Origin of the sequence: Pseudonocardia lacus, assembly GCF_018531445.1 — a bacterium.
Lineage (GTDB): Bacteria > Actinomycetota > Actinomycetes > Mycobacteriales > Pseudonocardiaceae > Pseudonocardia > Pseudonocardia lacus.
Window position 1 is genome coordinate 1 of sequence record NZ_JAHDTH010000187.1, and the last position, 17,026, is coordinate 17,026.

17 protein-coding genes and 1 pseudogene are annotated in these 17,026 nt (G+C 76.4%); 8 read left to right on the forward strand and 10 right to left on the reverse strand.

The features are described 5' to 3' along the window. The 6 genes from KIK08_RS30050 to KIK08_RS30075 all read right to left on the reverse strand — a co-directional run. On the reverse strand, positions 1 to 1,439 hold a 1,439-nt coding region (locus tag KIK08_RS30050), incomplete at its 3' end, for an ArnT family glycosyltransferase (RefSeq protein WP_214406676.1). Beyond that, complete coding sequence (locus tag KIK08_RS30055; RefSeq protein WP_214406677.1) at positions 1,436 to 2,701, reverse strand: bifunctional glycosyltransferase family 2/GtrA family protein; 1,266 nt, start codon at positions 2,699 to 2,701, stop codon at positions 1,436 to 1,438. The genes KIK08_RS30050 and KIK08_RS30055, both read right to left, overlap by 4 nt. Before the next feature lie 78 nt (positions 2,702 to 2,779). Beyond that, a complete protein-coding gene (locus tag KIK08_RS30060; RefSeq protein ID WP_214406678.1) occupies positions 2,780 to 4,216 on the reverse strand; it encodes a sensor histidine kinase in 1,437 nt (478 codons plus the stop codon). Next, positions 4,216 to 4,944, reverse strand: a complete 729-nt coding sequence (locus KIK08_RS30065) for a response regulator transcription factor (RefSeq protein ID WP_408004757.1) — start codon at positions 4,942 to 4,944, stop codon at positions 4,216 to 4,218. The genes KIK08_RS30060 and KIK08_RS30065 overlap by 1 nt, the downstream gene beginning before the upstream one ends. Positions 4,945 to 5,019: 75 nt before the next feature. Continuing rightward, a complete protein-coding gene (locus KIK08_RS30070; protein ID WP_214406680.1) occupies positions 5,020 to 5,769 on the reverse strand; it encodes a siderophore-interacting protein in 750 nt (249 codons plus the stop codon). Then, positions 5,766 to 6,386 carry a TetR/AcrR family transcriptional regulator gene (locus KIK08_RS30075; protein ID WP_214406681.1) on the reverse strand — a complete coding sequence of 207 codons (621 nt, stop codon included), beginning with the start codon at positions 6,384 to 6,386 and terminating at the stop codon, positions 5,766 to 5,768. Before KIK08_RS30075 ends, KIK08_RS30070 begins: the two co-directional genes overlap by 4 nt. A gap of 67 nt (positions 6,387 to 6,453) precedes the next feature. Here KIK08_RS30075 and KIK08_RS30080 point away from each other — a divergent pair, with 67 nt between their 5' ends. The 8 genes from KIK08_RS30080 (at position 6,454) to KIK08_RS30115 (ending at position 14,892) form a co-directional block, all read left to right on the forward strand. Beyond that, the gene (locus KIK08_RS30080; protein ID WP_214406682.1) at positions 6,454 to 7,392 is read left to right on the forward strand and encodes an o-succinylbenzoate synthase; all 939 of its coding nucleotides are present in this window, start codon (positions 6,454 to 6,456) and stop codon (positions 7,390 to 7,392) included. A 66-nt stretch (positions 7,393 to 7,458) separates the two neighbouring features. Then, positions 7,459 to 8,403 carry an NAD(P)/FAD-dependent oxidoreductase gene (locus KIK08_RS30085; RefSeq protein ID WP_214406683.1) on the forward strand — a complete coding sequence of 315 codons (945 nt, stop codon included), beginning with the start codon at positions 7,459 to 7,461 and terminating at the stop codon, positions 8,401 to 8,403. Between the two features lie 10 nt (positions 8,404 to 8,413). Further along, positions 8,414 to 9,820 (forward strand): FAD-binding oxidoreductase, encoded by a 1,407-nt coding sequence (locus tag KIK08_RS30090; protein ID WP_214406684.1) that lies wholly within the window; start codon positions 8,414 to 8,416, stop codon positions 9,818 to 9,820. Then, the gene (locus KIK08_RS30095; RefSeq protein ID WP_214406689.1) at positions 9,820 to 11,238 is read left to right on the forward strand and encodes an AMP-binding protein; all 1,419 of its coding nucleotides are present in this window, start codon (positions 9,820 to 9,822) and stop codon (positions 11,236 to 11,238) included. Before KIK08_RS30090 ends, KIK08_RS30095 begins: the two co-directional genes overlap by 1 nt. A 46-nt stretch (positions 11,239 to 11,284) precedes the next feature. Next, positions 11,285 to 12,793: a CYTH and CHAD domain-containing protein gene (locus KIK08_RS30100; RefSeq protein WP_214406685.1), complete on the forward strand. Its 1,509-nt coding sequence runs from the start codon at positions 11,285 to 11,287 to the stop codon at positions 12,791 to 12,793. A gap of 53 nt (positions 12,794 to 12,846) precedes the next feature. Then, the gene (locus KIK08_RS30105) at positions 12,847 to 13,290 is read left to right on the forward strand and encodes a MarR family winged helix-turn-helix transcriptional regulator (RefSeq protein WP_308257984.1); all 444 of its coding nucleotides are present in this window, start codon (positions 12,847 to 12,849) and stop codon (positions 13,288 to 13,290) included. Between the two features lie 62 nt (positions 13,291 to 13,352). Beyond that, a complete protein-coding gene (locus KIK08_RS30110) occupies positions 13,353 to 13,823 on the forward strand; it encodes a hypothetical protein (RefSeq protein WP_214406686.1) in 471 nt (156 codons plus the stop codon). A 34-nt stretch (positions 13,824 to 13,857) separates the two neighbouring features. Further along, positions 13,858 to 14,892, forward strand: a complete 1,035-nt coding sequence (locus KIK08_RS30115) for a PHP domain-containing protein (RefSeq protein ID WP_308257985.1) — start codon at positions 13,858 to 13,860, stop codon at positions 14,890 to 14,892. A 72-nt stretch (positions 14,893 to 14,964) separates the two neighbouring features. Here the strand turns inward: KIK08_RS30115 and KIK08_RS30120 are convergent, their stop codons facing one another. The 4 genes and pseudogenes from KIK08_RS30120 to KIK08_RS42310 form a co-directional block, all read right to left on the reverse strand. Beyond that, positions 14,965 to 15,906, reverse strand: coding sequence for a carbohydrate kinase family protein (locus KIK08_RS30120; RefSeq protein WP_308257986.1), 942 nt, complete (start codon positions 15,904 to 15,906; stop codon positions 14,965 to 14,967). Positions 15,907 to 16,033: 127 nt separating this feature from the next. Further along, positions 16,034 to 16,477 carry an SRPBCC family protein gene (locus tag KIK08_RS30125; protein WP_214406687.1) on the reverse strand — a complete coding sequence of 148 codons (444 nt, stop codon included), beginning with the start codon at positions 16,475 to 16,477 and terminating at the stop codon, positions 16,034 to 16,036. Positions 16,478 to 16,561: 84 nt separating this feature from the next. Further along, positions 16,562 to 16,810: a COG4315 family predicted lipoprotein gene (locus tag KIK08_RS41990; RefSeq protein ID WP_408004758.1), complete on the reverse strand. Its 249-nt coding sequence runs from the start codon at positions 16,808 to 16,810 to the stop codon at positions 16,562 to 16,564. Next, positions 16,790 to 16,888: pseudogene (locus KIK08_RS42310) on the reverse strand (hypothetical protein); the annotation flags it as partial. The gene KIK08_RS41990 and the pseudogene KIK08_RS42310, both read right to left, overlap by 21 nt. Positions 16,889 to 17,026: the final 138 nt, after the last annotated feature.

Genomic DNA, 17,026 nt, shown 5'->3' on the forward strand with positions numbered 1-17,026 from the left:
CTCAGCGCCACGGCGACCGCCGCGACCACGGCCAGCCGGCCGGTCGCGCGCGGCACGAGCACCGCCACGACGGCGAGCGCCGCGACCCCCACCACGGCCCAGCGCAGCCAGGGCAGGAAATCGGGGGAGCGCCCGAGCAGCACCCACGCCCACGCCGCCGTGCCCGCCGCGACCAGCGCCGCGACCGCCCGCGCCCACCGCACGGCGCGGTGTCGCCACAGCTCGCGTCCGCCGATCGCGACCAGCGCCGCGATGCCCGGCGCGAGCGCCACGGTGTAGTACTCGTGGAAGACGCCCTGCGCGAAGCTGAAGACCAGCGCGGTCACCACCGTCCAGCCGCCCCACAGCAGCAGCGACGCCCGGATGGGGTCGGTGCGGGGAGCGCGGCGGGTGAGCCACAGCCCGGCCGCCAGCAGCACCAGCGCGGCCGGGAGCAGCCAGGAGACCTGGGTGCCGGCCGACTCGTTGAACATCCGGGTGATCGACGGCGTGCCGCCGAAGCCGCCGCCACCGGGGCCGCCGATCCGGACCAGTTCGCCGCCGGTGCCGTCGGGGAGCGGCGGGAGCTCGGGGGGCATCGGCCCGCTCCCGCCGTTCCCGGCGCCGCCGAGGATGCGGCCCAGGCCGTTGTAGCCCAGCGCCAGCTCCAGCAGGCTGTCGGTCTCCGAGCCGCCGATGTAGGGCCGGTCCCGCGCGGGCCACAGGTCGACTACCGCGATGTACCAGCCGGCCGACACCACCACCGCGACGGCCGCGCCGCCCAGCCGGCGGACCCGCCGCCACAGCCCCGTCGGCGCGCACACCAGGTAGGCCAGCACGAACGCCGGCAGCACCAGGAACGCCTGGGCCATCTTGGTCAGGAACGCGAACCCGATCAGCACGCCGGCCAGCAGCAGCCAGCGGGTGCCCGCGCGCTCGGTCGCGCGGACCGTCGCGTACGCGGCGGCGACCATCAGCAGCACGAGCAGCGCGTCGGGGTTGTTGAAGCGGAACATCAGCACCGCGACCGGGGTCAGCGCGAGCAGCGCGCCCGCCACCAGCCCGGCGGCCGGGCCTGCGGCGCGGCGCACCGCCGCGTACAGCAGCGCGACGGCGCCGACGCCCATCAGCGCCTGCGGCACCAGCATGCTCCACGGGGAGAAGCCGAAGACCCGCCCCGAGAGCGCCATGACCCACAGCGCGGCAGGCGGCTTGTCGACGGTGACGGCGCCGCCGGCGTCTAGGGAGCCGAAGAAGAACGCCGCCCAGCTCCGCGTCATCGACTGCACCGCCGCGGCGTAGTAGCTGTTGGCGAAGCCGGAGGCGCCGAGGTCCCAGAGGTGGAGCGTTGCCGTTGCGACGAGCAGCACGGCCAGCGCGACCAGCTCGCGGCGCGAACGGGGTCGTGGTGACGGGCCCGGCGTGGGCGCGCCGGCCGGCGGGGCGAGGGTGGCGGTCATGCCGAGGTCTCCTGGTGGCTGGTGGTCGGGCGGCGGCCGCGGAAGATCCAGGACCGCAGGGCGACGAACCGCAGCACGGTGGCCAGCGCGTTCGCCGCGACCAGCACCAGCAGCTCGACGCCCCGGCTCGCCGCGGGCAGCCACGCGCCCAGCAGGGCGAGCGCCCCGCTGGTCAGGGCCAGCCCGAGGGCGACCACGACCAGCCCCTGGAACTGGTGGGTGGCGGCGCGGTCGCGCCCGCGCACGCCGAAGGTGAGCCGCCGGTTGGCCGCGGTGTTGGCGACCGCGGTCGCCACCAGCGCCACCAGGTTCGCCGCGAACGCGCCGAGGCCGGCCCGCAGCAGGACGTACAGCACCAGGTAGGCCAGCGTGCTCAGCACGCCGACGGCGGCGAAGCGCAGCAGCTGGCCGGGCAGCCCGCGGGGCACCCCGGCGACCTCGGCGTCCGGGCGGGCGAGCGCGCCGCGCCCGATCTGGCCGCGCAGCTCCTGCAGGGGCAGGTCGCCGCGGACGAGCGTGCGAGCGAGCCGGGCGATGCCCTTGAGGTCGGCGACCGCGGTGGCGACGACGTCGACGCGGCTGTCCGGGTCGTCCACCCAGTCCACCGGCACCTCGTGGATGCGCAGCCCGCCGCGCTCGGCCACCACCAGCAGCTCGGTGTCGAAGAACCAGCCGGTGTCCCGCACCAGCGGCAGCAGCCGGCGCGCGACGTCGGCGCGGATCGCCTTGAAGCCGCACTGCGCGTCGCTGAAGCGCGCGGCCAGCGCCCCGCGCAGCAGCAGGTTGTAGGTCCGGGAGATCAGCTCCCGCTTGGCCCCCCGCACGACCCGCGACCCGCGCCCGAGCCGGGTGCCGATGGCCAGGTCCGAGTGCCCGGACACGAGCGGTGCCACGAGCGGCAGCAGGGCGGCCAGGTCGGTGGACAGGTCCACGTCGCAGTAGGCCAGCACCTCGGCGTCCGAGGCCGACCACGCCGCGCGCAGCGCCCGCCCGCGGCCCTTCTCCTCCAGCCGCAGCACCGCCACGTGGGGGAGCTCGGCGGCGAGCCGGGCGGCGATGAGCGGGGTGGCGTCGGTGCTGGCGTTGTCGGCGACGGTGATGCGGAACGGGTACGGGAAGCGCTCGACCAGGTGGGCGTGCAGCCGGCGCACCGACGGCTCCAGGTCGGTCTCCTCGTCGAGGACGGGGACGACGATGTCGAGCACCGGTCCCGGTCGCTCGGGAGCCCCGGGTGCCGCGCCCGGGAGGCTGTCGACGGTCATGGCGACCACGGTCGCGGGACGCGCTGTCGGGGCCTTGTGCCCGACCTGTGCCCCGCCTGTGAGTCGTCGGGGACGACGTCAGGGGATCGGCTCCGCGTGGGGGAGGCGGACGGTGAAGGCGGTGCGGCCGGGGTGGCTGGCCACCTCGACCGCGCCGCCGTGCGCGCTCACCACAGCCCGCACGATCGCCAGGCCCAGCCCCGTGCTGCCGTGCTCGCGCGAGCGCGAGCCGGACCCGCGGGCGAACCGCTCGAAGACGTGCGGCAGCAGGTCGGGCTCGATGCCGGGGCCGTCGTCCTCGACCACCAGGACGACACCGTCGGCGTCCGGGTCGAGCGAGGTGGTGACGGTGGTGCCCGCCGGGGTGTGGGTGCGGGCGTTGGCCAGCAGGTTGGTGAGCACCTGGGTGAGCCGCGAGGCGTCGCCGGTGACCGGCACCGGCTCCTCGGGCAGGCGCAGCTGCCAGCGGTGGTCGCGGCCGGCGGCGTGCGCGTCGCTGACCGCGTCGACGACCAGCCGCGTCAGGTCGACCTCGGCGCGCTCCAGCGGGCGGCCCGCGTCCAGCCGGGCCAGCAGCAGCATGTCCTCCACCAGCGCGGTCATCCGCTCGGCCTGCGAGGAGATCCGCACCAGCGAGTGCGCGGTCGCCGGGGCCGGCTCGTCGCGGCGGGTCAGCTCGGCGTAGCCGCGGATCGCGGCCAGCGGGGTGCGCAGCTCGTGGCTGGCGTCGGCGAGGAAGCGCCGTAGCCGGGTCTCGCTGTCCTGGCGGGCCGCCAGCGCGGAGCCGACGTGGTCGAGCATCCGGTTCAGCGCGGCGCCGACCTGCCCGACCTCGGTGCGTGGATCGGCGTCGGGCACGCGTTCGGCCAGCTCGACCTCGCCGCGGTCCAGGCGCAGCGCGCTCACCCGCGTCGCCGTGGTGGCCACCCGCTCCAGCGGGCGCAGCTCCCGGCGCACCACGAGGAACCCGGCGACGCCCGCCCCGAGCAGGGCCGCGCCGGCGGCGATCAGCTCGATGACCACGACCTGGTTGACCGTCTCCCGCAGCCGCTCCTCGGACAGCCCGCTGACCTGCACCCCTGCGCCGGGCTCGGGGGCGGCGACGAGCCGGTAGGTGCCCAGCACCCCGAGGTCGGCGCTGACCGGCGGGGCGCCGGGCCGCACGGCGATCAGGTCGGGCAGTTCCTCGGCGGGGACGGCGCGCTCCTCGCCGCCCTTCTCGTAGACGCTCGCGGAGACGACGCGCCCGTCCTCGACGCGCGCGTCGAGGGTGTCCTGCAGGCGCGGCCCGCGCCCGGGTCCGTCGAGGTCGGGCAGCGCGGGGGGCGGGGTCCCGCCCGGCGGCGGGTCGACCCGGGCGAAGAAGCCCCTGGTGGCGCGCAGGTCGTCGTCGAGGCGGTCGATCAGGAACTGGCGCAGGGCCAGCGTCGTGGCCACGGCCATGACTGCGGAGGCCACGGCGAGCAGCAGCAGCGTCGTCGCCACCAGCCGCGCGCGCAGCGACCGCGCGCGCATCAGTCCGCGGCCGGCTTGAGCACGTACCCCGCGCCGCGCACGGTGTGGATCATCGGGGAGCGCCCGGCATCGACCTTCTTGCGCAGGTAGGAGATGTAGAGCTCGACCACGTTGGACTGGCCGCCGAAGTCGTAGTCCCACACCTGGTCGAGGATCCTGGCCTTGGACAGCACGATCCGCGGGTTGCGCATCAGGTAGCGCAGCAGCTCGAACTCCGTGGCGGTGAGCTCGACGAGCCGGCCGCCGCGGCGCACCTCGTGGCTGTCCTCGTCGAGCACGAGGTCGCCGACGGCCAGCTCGGAGCCCTGCCGGGCGGCGGTCATCCCGGAGCGGCGCAGCAGCCCGCGCAGCCGGGCGACCAGCTCCTCCAGGCTGAACGGCTTGGTCACGTAGTCGTCGCCGCCGACGGTCAGCCCGGCGACGCGGTCCTCCACCGAGTCGCGCGCGGTCAGGAACAGCACGGGCACGTCGGGGGTCTGCGCGCGCATCCGGCGCAGCACCTCCAGGCCGTCGAAGTCGGGAAGCATGACGTCGAGCACGACCGCGTCGGGCCGGAACGCGCGGAACTCCCGCACCGCCGACGACCCGTCCGCCGCGGTGCGCACGTCCCAGCCCTCGTAGCGCAGCGCCATCGACAGCAGGTCGGAGAGCGGGGCCTCGTCGTCGACGACCAGCACGCGCACCGGGCTGCCGTCGGTGCGACGCAGCGGCGCCGGCTGCTCCCTCATCGTGGCCATGGTAGGAGATCATCGGACCGGCGGCTGTGCCTTCGATGGGCCGAACCTGTGCGTCGGCTGTGCGCCTCAGCGCGCCCGCCAGTACCCCGTCGCGTAGACCCGGCGGCGGTCGATGCCGCGCTCGTCGAGCAGGTGCTTGCGCAGGTCCTTCACGCACGCGGCCTCGCCGGACAGCCACGCCTGGCCGGCACCGGCGGGGAAGTCGGCGGTGCGCACCGCCTCGGCGAGGGGCACGCCCGCCGGGCGGTCGCCGCGGTGGACCCACACGACAGTCGCCGTCGCCGAGCCCGGCAGCTCCTGCTCCTCGTCGGCGTCGGCCACCTCCAGGAACACCACCGCCGGCACCCCCGCGGGCAGCGCCTCGAGCACGGTCGCCACCGCCGGCAGCGCCGTCTCGTCGCCGATCACCACGTGGAACTCGGCGGCCGGGTCGGGCTCGTAGCGCCCGCCCGGCTCGGACACCGCCACCCACTGGCCCGGCCGGGCCTCGCGGGCCCACGCCGCCGCCGGTCCGTGGCCCTCGTGCAGCACGAAGTCGACGTCCAGCTCACCGGCGGCCGGGTCGAAGCGCCGCACCGTGTAGGTGCGGATGGCCGGCCGGGCCTCGCCGGCCGGCCAGACCGGTCCGCCGGACGCGGCCCGCGGCACGGCCGGGCGGTCCTGGCCGGGCGCGGGGAAGAACATCTTGATGCGGCGGTCCGGGCCCTCGCCGCCGAAGCCGGCCAGCTCCTCGCCGCCGAGCGTCACCCGGATCATCCGGGGCGTGACGCGCTCGCTGCGCTGCACCTGCAGCAGCCGTGGTGCGGTGGTACTCATCGCCGGCCATTGTGCGGGGTCGGCGATCCGCCCTGGACGCGGCCGTCGCCGCAGGCGGCCAGCCCGGTCCACACCATGTCCATCAGGCAGTCGGTGGCCTGGGCGGCGCTCACCGTGCGCACGCTCGCCCGCCACGCCGCCAACCTCTCGCAGGCCCCGGCGATGACCTGCGCCCACCCGGCCAGCCGGTACGGGTCGGCGCGCGGGGCGCGCTCGGCGAGCAGCGCCGCCACGAAGTCGGTCTGCTGGGCGCGGATGCTGTCCAGCGCGGCCGGGTCGGAGCACAGCAGCCGCCAGGTGGACTCGTTGCGCTCGACGTGGTTGAAGAAGGCCAGCGCGCTGAGCCGGAGCATGCCCTCCGGGGAGTCGGCCAGCCCGGCCGCCGAGGACGTCGCCTCCAGCAGCTCGGTCTTCGCGCGCTCCACGCAGGCCCGGAACAACCCGTTCGTCGAGCCGAAGTGGTCGCCGAGCAGCCGCTCGGCCAGACCCGCGCGCTCGGCCACCGCCCCCAGCGTCGATGCGGAGAAGCCGCGCTCCGTGAACACCGCGACCGCGGCGTCGAGGATCAGCCGCTCCCGCGCCCCTCGACCGGCGCGGCGCCGGCCCCCGGCCTGCACACCCGGACCGTACCTGATCACCAACCGGACCCCGCCGCCGCGAGCACCCGCGCACTAGGGTGTGCCGATGCCGGATGTGTACTCGATCGGGCTGACCGCCCGGTTCCGGGGGATCGACGTCCGAGAGGGCCTGCTGCTGCGCGGCCCGGCGGGTTGGGGCGAGTTCTGCCCGTTCACCGAGTACGACGACGACGTCTGCGCGCCGTGGCTGGCCGCGGCGCTCGAAGCCGCCGAGCAGGGCTGGCCCGAGCCCGTGCGCAACCGGGTCCCGGTGAACTGCATCGTCCCGGCCGTCGACCCCGAGCGGGCCAAGCGGCTGACCGCGGAGTCCGGCTGCGCCACCGCCAAGGTCAAGGTGGCCGACGACCCCGGCTCGCTGGGCGACGACATCGAGCGGGTCGCCGCGGTCCGCGACGCGCTGGGGCCGCGCGGGGCCGTGCGGGTCGACGCCAACGGCGCCTGGGACGTCGAGCAGGCCGTGACCGCGATCCGCGCGCTCGACGAGGCCGCCGGCGGCCTGCAGTACGTCGAGCAGCCCTGCGCCACGCTCGACGAGCTGGCGGCCGTGCGCAGGCGCGTGGACGTGCTCATCGCCGCGGACGAGTCGATCCGCCGGGCCGAGGACCCGATGCGGGTCGCCGTGGCCCAGGCCGCCGACATCGCCGTGCTCAAGTGCGCCCCGCTCGGCGGGGTGCGCCGGGCGCTGGCCGTCGCCGAGGCCTGCGGGCTGCCGTGCGTGGTGTCCTCCGCCCTGCAGACCAGCGTCGGGCTGGCCGGGGAGCTGGCGCTGGCCGGGGCGCTGCCCGAGCTGCCCTACGCTTGCGGGCTCGGCACCGGGGCGCTGCTGTCGACCGACGTCGTCGAGCTGCCGCTGGTGCCCACGGCGGGGTGGCTGCCGGTGCCGCGGCGGGCGCCCGAGCCGGTCCTGCGCGGCGAGGTGGCGGCCGACCCGGAGCGCACGAAGTGGTGGCTGGAGCGCCTCGACCGGGTCCGCACCCGCCTCTGACCCGCCCGGACGACGGGTGGGGCCGGCCGGGGAGCGCTGATCGGCGTGCGTCGATACGTTGCGGGCGTGGCAGTGGTGGTGGTCGGGGCGGGGATCGCGGGCATCGCCTGCGCGCGCGTCCTGCACGGGGCCGGCGTGGCAGTGCGGGTGCTCGACCGGGCCCGGGCGGTGGGTGGCCGGATGGCCAGCAAGTACCTGCACGGGCGGCCGGTCGACCTGGGGGCGGCGTACTTCACCGTTCGCGACCCGGAGTTCGCCGAGGTCGTGGGCGGGTGGCGGACCGCGGGCCGGGCCCGGCCGTGGACCGACGAGCTCGCCGTGCTGGGCGGTCCCGGCCGGCGGCCGGCTCCCGGGCCGATGCGCTGGGCCGCCCCCGCCGGGCTGCGCAGCCTGGTCGCCGACCTCGCCGAAGGGCTGGACGTCGAGCTGGACCACCCGGTCGCCGCGGTCGGGCCCGGACCCACCGTCGACGGCGAGCCCGCCGACGCCGTCGTGCTGGCGATGCCCGACCCGCAGGCCCTGCGCCTGGTCGCGGCCGACTCGGCGGCCGGGCGGGAGCTGGTCGGGAGGCGGTGGCGGCCGGTGGTCGCGGTGGCCGCCGGGTGGGAGCGCCGGCAGTGGGCGCCGCTGCCGGCCGGGTTCGTCAACGACCACCCGGTGCTCAGCCTGATCGCCGACGACGGCGACCGCCGCGGCGACGGCGCCCCGGTGCTCGTGGCGCACACCACGGCCCGGGTCGCGCGGGCCTACGACGCGCAGCCCGACCGGGCCGTCGGGCCGGCCGTCGCGGCCGTCCGGGAGGTGCTCGACATCGCCGGGCCGCCGGCCTGGACCCACGCCCACCGCTGGCGCCTGGCCTCCCCGGACGCCGACCGCGACACGCTGTTCCACCTCGGCGCCGACGGCGTCGGGTTGGCCGGCGACGGCTGGGGCAGCGCGCGCATCGAGACGGCCTGGCGCTCGGGGACGGCGCTGGGTCGGGCGGTGGTCGCGCGGCTGCGCGCCGGTTAGCGTCTGGCCCATGACCGCCGCCGCTCACGGCAGCCCCACGGCCGAGCTCCTGGCCGCCCTCGCCGTCGACCTCCCGCCCGACCGCCTCCTCACCGACGCCTCGGTGATGGCCTCCTACGTGCACGACGAGGCCGAGTGGGCGGAGCACGGCACGCCGGCGGTCGTGGTGCGGCCGCAGAGCACGGCCGAGGTCGCCGCGGTGGTGAGGGTCTGCGCCCGCCTCGGCGTGCCCGTCGTCACCCGCGGCGCCGGCACGGGGCTGTCCGGTGGGGCCAACGCCGTCGAGGGCTGCGTGGTGCTGTCCACCGAGCGCATGCGGGAGATCGTGGAGATCAACTCCGCGGAGCGGCTGGCCGTCGTGCAGCCGGGGGTGGTCAACGACCACCTGCGCGCGGCCGTCGCCGAGCACGGCCTGTGGTACCCGCCCGACCCGGCCAGCGCCCCCTGGTCGACGATCGGCGGCAACGTGGCCACCAACGCCGGCGGGCTGTGCTGCGTCAAGTACGGGGTGACCCGCGACTACGTCCTCGCGCTGGAGGTCGTCACGGCCGACGGCGAGGTCGTGCGGATCGGTCGGCGCACCGCCAAGGGTGTGGCCGGCTACGACATGGTGGGGCTGCTGGTCGGCTCGGAGGGCACGCTGGGCGTGGTCACCGAGGTCACGGTGCGGCTGCGGCCGCTGCGCACCACGGCACCGCGCACCGTCGTCGGGTTCTTCGACACGCTCGCCGCCGCGGGCGACGCCGTCTCAAGGGTCACCGCGCGCGGCCTGCAGCCCGCCGCGTTCGAGCTGATCGACCGGGTCTGCCTGCACGCGGTGAACGCCTGGAAGCACGCCGGTCTGCCCGAGGACGCCGCGGCGCTGTTGCTGGCCCAGACCGACCTGCCCGAGCCGGCCGCGCTGCAGGAGGCCGAGGCGATCCTGGAGGAGTTCACCGCGGCCGGGGCCCGCGAGGCGGTGCTGTCCACCGACCCGGTGGAGGCCGAGGCGCTGTTCGACGCCCGCCGGCTGGCCTACCCCGCCCTGGAGCAGCGCGGCGAGGCGATGCTCACCGAGGACGTCTGCCTGCCCCGTGGGCTGCTGGCCGAGATGCTCGGCCGGATCGAGCGGATCGCCGTCGAGCACGACGTGGTCATCGCCACGGTCGCGCACGCAGGCGACGGCAACCTGCACCCCCTGATGCTCACCCCGCACGGCGACGAGGCGGCCAAGGCGCGCACCCGCGCCGCGTTCGACGCGATCATCGACTCGGCCCTCGAACTGGGCGGCACGGTGACCGGGGAGCACGGCGTCGGGCTGCTCAAGCGCGACGGGATGCGCCGCGAGCTGGGCCCGGGTGTGCTGGCGATGCAGCGCGCGATCAAGGCCGCACTAGACCCGCGCGACATCCTCAACCCTGGCAAGGTGCTCGGGTGATCCCGCTGCTGCCCGCCCTGCTCGACCCGCCCGCGCGGGTGGCGCTGCGCTTCGGCGCCACCGACCCCGCCGAGCTCGACTACCGCGCGCTGGCCGGCGCAGCGGGGGCGGTCGCCGTCGCGGTGGCCGGGCGCAGCCGGGTCGCGGTGCACGCCACGTCGACCATCCACACGGCGGTCGCGGTCGCGGGGGCCCTGCTGGCCGGGGTGCCGGCGGTGCCGGTGAACCCCAAGCTGGGCACCCGCGAGCTGGGGCACGTCGTGGCCGACTCGGCGCCGGAGCTGGTGCTGGCCGGGCCCGGCGTCGAGCTGCCGGCGGCGCTGGCCGCGCTGCCCCGCGTCGACGTCGACCTGGCGGCCGAGGCGCCCGTGCCGGACGGCGAACCGCCGCTGGGGGCTCCGGCGCTGGTCGTCTACACCTCGGGCACGACCGGGCCGCCGAAGGGCGCGCAGCTGTCGCGACGGGCGGTGGCGTCCAACCTGGACGCCCTGGCCGAGGCCTGGGACTGGACCGCCGCCGACCTGCTGGCGCACGCCCTGCCGCTGTTCCACGTGCACGGGCTGGTGCTGGGGGTGCTCGGCCCGCTGCGCCGCGGCGGCACCCTGCACCACCTCGGCGCCCTCGACGCCGCCGCGCTGGCCGCGGCCGCGCCGACGATGGTCTTCGGCGTCCCCACCCAGTACCACCGCCTCGCCGGACAGCTGGAGTCCGACGCCGGGTCGGCCGCCGCGCTGGGACGGGCCCGGCTGCTGGTGTCCGGCTCGGCCGCGCTGACCGCCGTCGACCACGCCCGGCTGCGCAAGGCGACCGGGCTGGCGGTGCGCGAGCGCTACGGGCTCACCGAGACCCTGATCCTGACCGCCGCCACCGCGGCCGACGAGCCGGAGCCGGGCGCCGTGGGCCGCCCGCTCACCGGCACCGAGGTGCGGCTGGCCCCGCTGCCCGGCGACACCTCCGACGGCCTGGGTGCGGTGCAGGTGCGCGGCCCGTCGCTGTTCGACGGCTACCTCAACCGCCCCGACGCCACCGCCGCCGCGCACACCGACGACGGCTGGTTCGACACCGGCGACATCGGCCGCTGGACCGAGAACGGCTCGCTCGCGCTGGTCGGGCGCAGCGCCACCGACCTGATCAAGTCCGGCGGCTACAAGATCGGCGCGGGGGAGATCGAGAACGCGCTGCTCGAGCACCCGGGCGTGGCCGAGGCGGCCGTGGTCGGCGTGCCCGACGACGACCTGGGGGAGCGGGTGGTGGCCTTCGTGGTCGCCGCGGGTGAGCCGCCGGCCGAGCGCGAGCTCGTCGACCACGTCGCCGGGCTGCTGGCCCCGCACAAGCGGCCCCGCGAGGTGCGGTTCACCGACGCGCTGCCCCGCAACGACATGGGCAAGGTCGTCAAGGGGCGTCTTCCGGTGAACTGAGCGAACCGGGTGTTTCGGTCTCCCCGTGCACAGGCACTCGATAGGCATGACGACGGGCGCACGTGAGGAGACCAGGACCTACCGCGGACCCGGCGGCGCCGGCCGCCCGAACCTGGCCGGGTTGCCCGGGGTGCACCGCCACGACGATGGCGACGCCCGGGTGCTGGAGGTCGAGCGCTACGACACCGCCGACCGCTGCCTCGCCGCGGCCGGCCTCGCGCTGGCGATCCACCGCGACGGGGACCAGGGGCACTGGCGGCTGGACGGGCCGGGCGAGCCGCGGCTCGTGCCGCTGCCCGCCGACGCGCCGCCGTCGCCGGACGTGCCCGACGAGCTGGCCGAGCTCGTCCGCGGGGCCGCCCGCGCTCGCCCCGTCGGGCCGGTCGGTCGGGTGCGTACCGTCCGCACGCGCACAGTCCTCACGGTCGATGACGCCGACGTGGCCGAGGTCGTCCACGACGACGTCACCCTCGCCCTGCTGGGGTCCGTGGCCGACGTGCGCGGCTGGAGCGAGGTCGAGGTGCGCTCCCGCGGCGCCGCCGCGGACGTCCTCGACGGGATCGAGCAGCGGCTGCGCGAGATCGGCCTGCGCCCGGCCCCGCACGCCGGCGAGGCCGAGCTCGACCGGCTGCTGGGCCCGGTGCGGCGCGAGCGGCCCACCGGGCGCAAGGGCTCGGCCGGCGAGCCGCTCATGCGCTACCTGGCCGCGCAGACCGACCGGCTCGCCGCCGAGGAGCTGCGGGTGCGCGCGGCCGAGCCGGACTCCGTGCACCGGATGCGGGTCGCGTCCCGCCGGCTGCGCAGCGCGCTGCAGGCCTACCGCCCCCTCCTCGACCGCGCGCGCACCGAGCCGGTGGTCGACGCGCTTCGCGAGCTCGGGCGGGCCCTGGCTCCCGCCCGCGACGCCGAGGTGCTGCGCGAGGGGATCTCCGCCGAGCTGGCCGACCTGGACCCCGAGCTGCGCCTGGGCGGGGTGCAGGCCATGGTCACCCGGCACTTCGCCCGCGAGGAGTCCGAGGCCACCGCCGCCGCGCTGGCGGCGCTGGACGCCGAGCCGTACGCCCGGCTGCGCGCCGCCCTCGACGACCTGCTCGACCGACCGCCGCTGCGCAAGCGCGCGAGGCGCAAGGCCGGCAAGGAACTGCCCGCCGTGCTCGGCCGTACCGCACGACGCCTGGAGAAGGCCGTGCACCGCGCCACCGACCCCGGCGCCGAGGTGGGGCAGCGCGACGAGGCCACGCACGCCGCCCGCAAGGCCGGGAAGCGCCTGCGCTACGCCACCGAGGTCGCCGCCCCCGCGCTGGGCAAGCCGGCCAAGCGGTTCAGCAAGTCGCTCAAGCCGCTGCAGAAGGCGCTGGGCCACCACCAGGACGCCGTCGTCGCCGCCGACGCGCTGCGCAAGCTGGGCGGGCTCGCCCACACCGAGGGCGAGAACGGCTTCAGCCTCGGGGTGCTGCACGGGCGCGGGGAGGCCCGCAAGGAGCGCATCGAGCGCGAGCTGCCCGAGCTGTGGAAGCGCACCTGGACCCGCAAGGCCACCGCCTTCCTCCGCTGACTCCCCGTCCCCACCCCGGTCCGGGCGCGCGGGCCGGGCGGGAGACTGGGGGCGTGAGCGACGACGAGCGCCCCGGGCCGCCGACGACCAGCCCGTCGGTGCTGCTGCTGACGCTGAGCCGGCGGATCGAGGCCGAGCTGGCGGCCGCGCTGGCCCCGCTGGGGCTGACCGTCGCCCGGCTGGGGCTGCTCGGGCACATCTCCGGGGTGCCGGGAGCCTCGTTCAGCGAGCTGGCCCGGATGTCCGGGGTGAGCGTGCAGAGCGTGCACACCGCGGTGAAGGCGCTGGTGGCGGCCTCGCTGGTGCGGGACGGGTCGGCGCGGGCGGGGGCGGCGTCGCGGATCGAGCTGACCGAGCAGGGCGCGCGGCTGCTGCGGTCGGCGATGGCCGCGGTGGGCGAGGTCGACGCCCGGCTGTTCGGACCGGACGCCGACCCGGTCCTGCGCCGGGTCGGGGGCGCGGCCGCGGCGGCGTTCCAGGAGGAGGTGCGCGGCTGACCCACCTTCAGTGGTGTTGAAGGCTCTGCTAGCTTCAGGGCAACTGAAGGTGAGGGGGAGTCGTGGAAGGTGTCCTGCTGTCCGTGCACGTCCTGGCGGCCATCGTGTTCGTCGGCGGCTCGGCCGTGGCGGCGAGCCTGTTCCCGCGCTACGCGCCGGTCGCCGTTAGCGTGCCGGTGGGGGAGGGAGCAGCGGCGCGGCCGGAGGAGGAGCGCAACCGCGCGGTGGCCGTCGCGCTGCACCGCGTCACCCGCGTCTACGGCGTGCTGGGCCTCGTCGTCCCGGTCGTCGGGATCGTGCTGGCGATGGCCCAGGGCCGGATGGGCGAGATCTGGATCAACATCTCGATGGTGCTGACGGTGCTGGCCGGCGCCCTGCTCGCGCTGGGTGTCGCCCCGATGCAGCGCGACGCCCTGGCCGCCCCCGACGACGGCCGCCAGCTGCGCAGGCTGGGCATGCTGGCCGGGATCTACAACCTGCTGTGGGCCGCCGTCGTCGTGCTCATGATCGTCCGACCGGGCGGGCACTCCTGAGCCGTCGTCGGGGGCCCGTGCGACGATCGCGGATGTGACCACACCGGATGTGGGGCCCCGGGACGCGGTCGCCGACCTGCGGCGCATCGCCTTCCTGCTGGAACGCGCGCACGAGTCCACCTACCGGGTCCGGGCGTTCCGCACCGCGGCCGCGGTGCTCGTCCGGCGCACCCCCGACGAGATCGCCGCGCTGGTCCGCAGCGGGGAGCTGAAGCGGCTCAAGGGCGTCGGCGAGGTCACCGCGCGCTGCGTCGCCGAGTCGGTGGCCGGCGAGGAGCCGGTCTACCTGCGCCGGCTGGAGGCCACCGAGGGCACCCCGCTCGACGACGCCACCGTGGCGCTGCGGGCCGCGCTCAAGGGCGACTGCCACAGCCACACCGACGCCTCCGACGGCGGCTCGCCGCTGCGCGAGATGGTCGAGACCGCGCAGGCGCTGGGCCACGAGTACCTGGTGATCACCGACCACTCGCCCCGGCTGACCGTGGCCAACGGGCTGTCCGCCGAGCGGCTGCGCGCGCAGCTGGAGCAGATCGCCGAGCTCAACGCGGAGCTGGGGGAGGGCTTCCGGGTGCTCACCGGGATCGAGGTCGACATCAACGAGGACGGTTCCCTCGACCAGGACCCCGACCTGCTCTCCGAGCTCGACCTGGTGGTCGCCTCGGTGCACTCCAAGCTGCGCAGCCCGCGCGACGAGATGACCGAGCGCATGCTCACCGCGGTCGAGAACCCGCACGTCGACGTGCTCGGCCACTGCACCGGGCGGATGGTCACCGGCAACCGCAAGCGCCCCGAGTCGCAGTTCGACGCGGACGCGGTGTTCGCCGCGTGCGCCGCGAACGGCGTGGCCGTCGAGGTGAACTCCCGCCCCGAGCGGCTCGACCCGCCCAAGCGGCTGCTGCGCCTTGCCGTCGAGGCCGGTTGCCTGTTCACCATCGACACCGACGCGCACGCCCCCGGCCAGCTCGACTGGCTCGACAACGGCTGCGGGCGCGCGGCCGCGTGCGGCGTCCCGACCGACCGCATCCTCAACACCTGGCCGGTCGACCAGCTCCTCACCCGCCCCCGCTGACCCGTCGAGAACGAACTTGTCGTGATCATCGGGCCCTGTTGATCACGACAACATCGTTCTCGACGGGGCCGGTCAGGGGTGGGCGGCCAGGAGCTCCTCGGCGGTGGGCGGGTCGGCGCCCCGGCGCGAGCAGGTGATCGCGGCGGCCGCGGCGGCCTCGTCGAGCAGGGCGTCGAGGGTGGGCTCGTCGAGCGCGCGCAGCGCAGGGCGGGCGTCGGCACCGAGCAGGCCGCGGCGGTGCAGCCCGGCCAGCAGCGCCGCGGAGAACGTGTCGCCCGCGCCCACGGTGTCCACGACCTGCACCGGGACGCCCGGCCGGCGCGACCGCAGGCCCGCGGCGGTGCCGCCGATGACGCCGTCGCCGCCCAGGGTGACCGCGACGACCGCCGGGCCGCGCCCGAGCCAGTCCTCCAGCACCGCCTCCGGCGTGCTGCCCGGGTGCAGCCACTCCAGGTCCTCCGCGCTGACCTTGACCACGTCGGCCACGGCGAGCACATCGTGCACCCCGGCGAGCACGTCGGCCGGCTCGCCCATGAGCAGCGGGCGGCAGTTGGGGTCGTAGCTGACGGTGGCGGTGGCGGCCGCGCGCGACAGCAGCTCCCGCAGCGCGGCGGCGCCGGGCGGCGTGGTCAGGGCCAGCGAGCCGGAGTGCAGCGCGACGACCGGGCCGTCCAGCGCGCCCTCCAGCTCGGCCGGCGTCCACTGCCAGTCGGCCGTGCCCTCGACCCGGAAGTCGTAGGTGGCCCCGCCGTCGGGCCCGACCGCGACGATCGCGAGGGAGGTCTGCTCGGCGGCCGCGACCGCGTGGTCGAGCTCGACGCCGTTGGTCGACAGGTGCTCGCGGATGCGCACACCCAGCATGTCCTGCGCGATCCGGGCGAGCAGCCGGGCCCGCACGCCGAGCCGGGACAGCCCGACGGCCACGTTCGCCGGGCTGCCGCCCGGGGCCATCTCGAAGTAGCCGCCGACGGGCGCCGGCACCACGTCGACCAGTGCCTCGCCCGCGACCACCACGATGCCGCGCTCGTTCGCTGCGATGACGCCTCCCCTCACCGGTGCGGCTGCGGTGCCGCCCGTCGGGACATGCTGGCAACCCGGCCCCGGCCCGCGCCACCTCCCGGGCGGGCCCGGCCGGGGGAGATCAGCCGGTGACGACGCCGTCGAGCTTGGCCAGCACGCCGTCGTGGATGCGGGCCAGGCCCCGCGGGGCGAACGTGCGCTCGAAGAACCCGCCGATCCCGCCCGCGCCGTTCCAGGTGGTCTCCACGGCGACCTCGCTGCGGTCGGCGCCCTTCGGGGTGACCGTCCACGTGGTGACCATGCTGGAGTTCGCGTCGGACTCCACGATCCGGTCCTCGGTCGGCACGCTCACCTCGACCAGCTGGTCGCGCTGGCGCGACTTGGTGGCCTGCAGCACCCAGTGCACCCGGCTGCCCGCGCCCTGCCCACCGGACTCGACGCGGTAGTCGCGGTACTGCTCGGTGAGGATGCTCGGGCGCACCGTCTCGTAGTCGGCGAGCGCCGCGCGGACCTTGTCCGCCGGGGCGTCGATCGTGCGTGCCGTGCGGGCCGTCACCTGTGCCATGGGGCCCATCCTGCCCCGGCTCCCACGACCGGGGCAGGACGGGCCTCTCGCTCCCGGCTCGGGGACCGGGTTGCCTGTGGGGGGCTAGACCGGAGCGGCCTTCTTCCCCTCGGGGGTGATCGCGTACCAGGCGCCGCCCACGCCCTGGCCCTCGGTGGCGCCGGCGGCCTCGTCGCCGCTGAAGCGGTAGACCGCCCACCCGCCGACCGTCAGCTGGGTGCTGCCGTCCGGGCGTTCGAGCAGCCCGATGGCGGAGTCCTCCACGCCGTCGACGAGGAGCTTGGCGTTGCGGTCGACGACGAACGGCGGCCACTTCTCGGCGCAGTCGCCCACGCACGTGGTGGTCGGCGGCTCCGCGGAGTCCTTGTCGAACCGGTAGAGGGTGCGGCCGTCCTGGTCGACGAGCACCGTGCCGAGGTCGGCGACCTCCTTCGCGGGACCGCTCCTGCAGCTCGTCGGCCTCGGCCTGGGCCATGCTCAGCACCTGGGCGGCGCCCGCGGTGGCCCGCCTGCGCATCTCGCCTGCGTCGTCCTGCGCGATCTGCACCA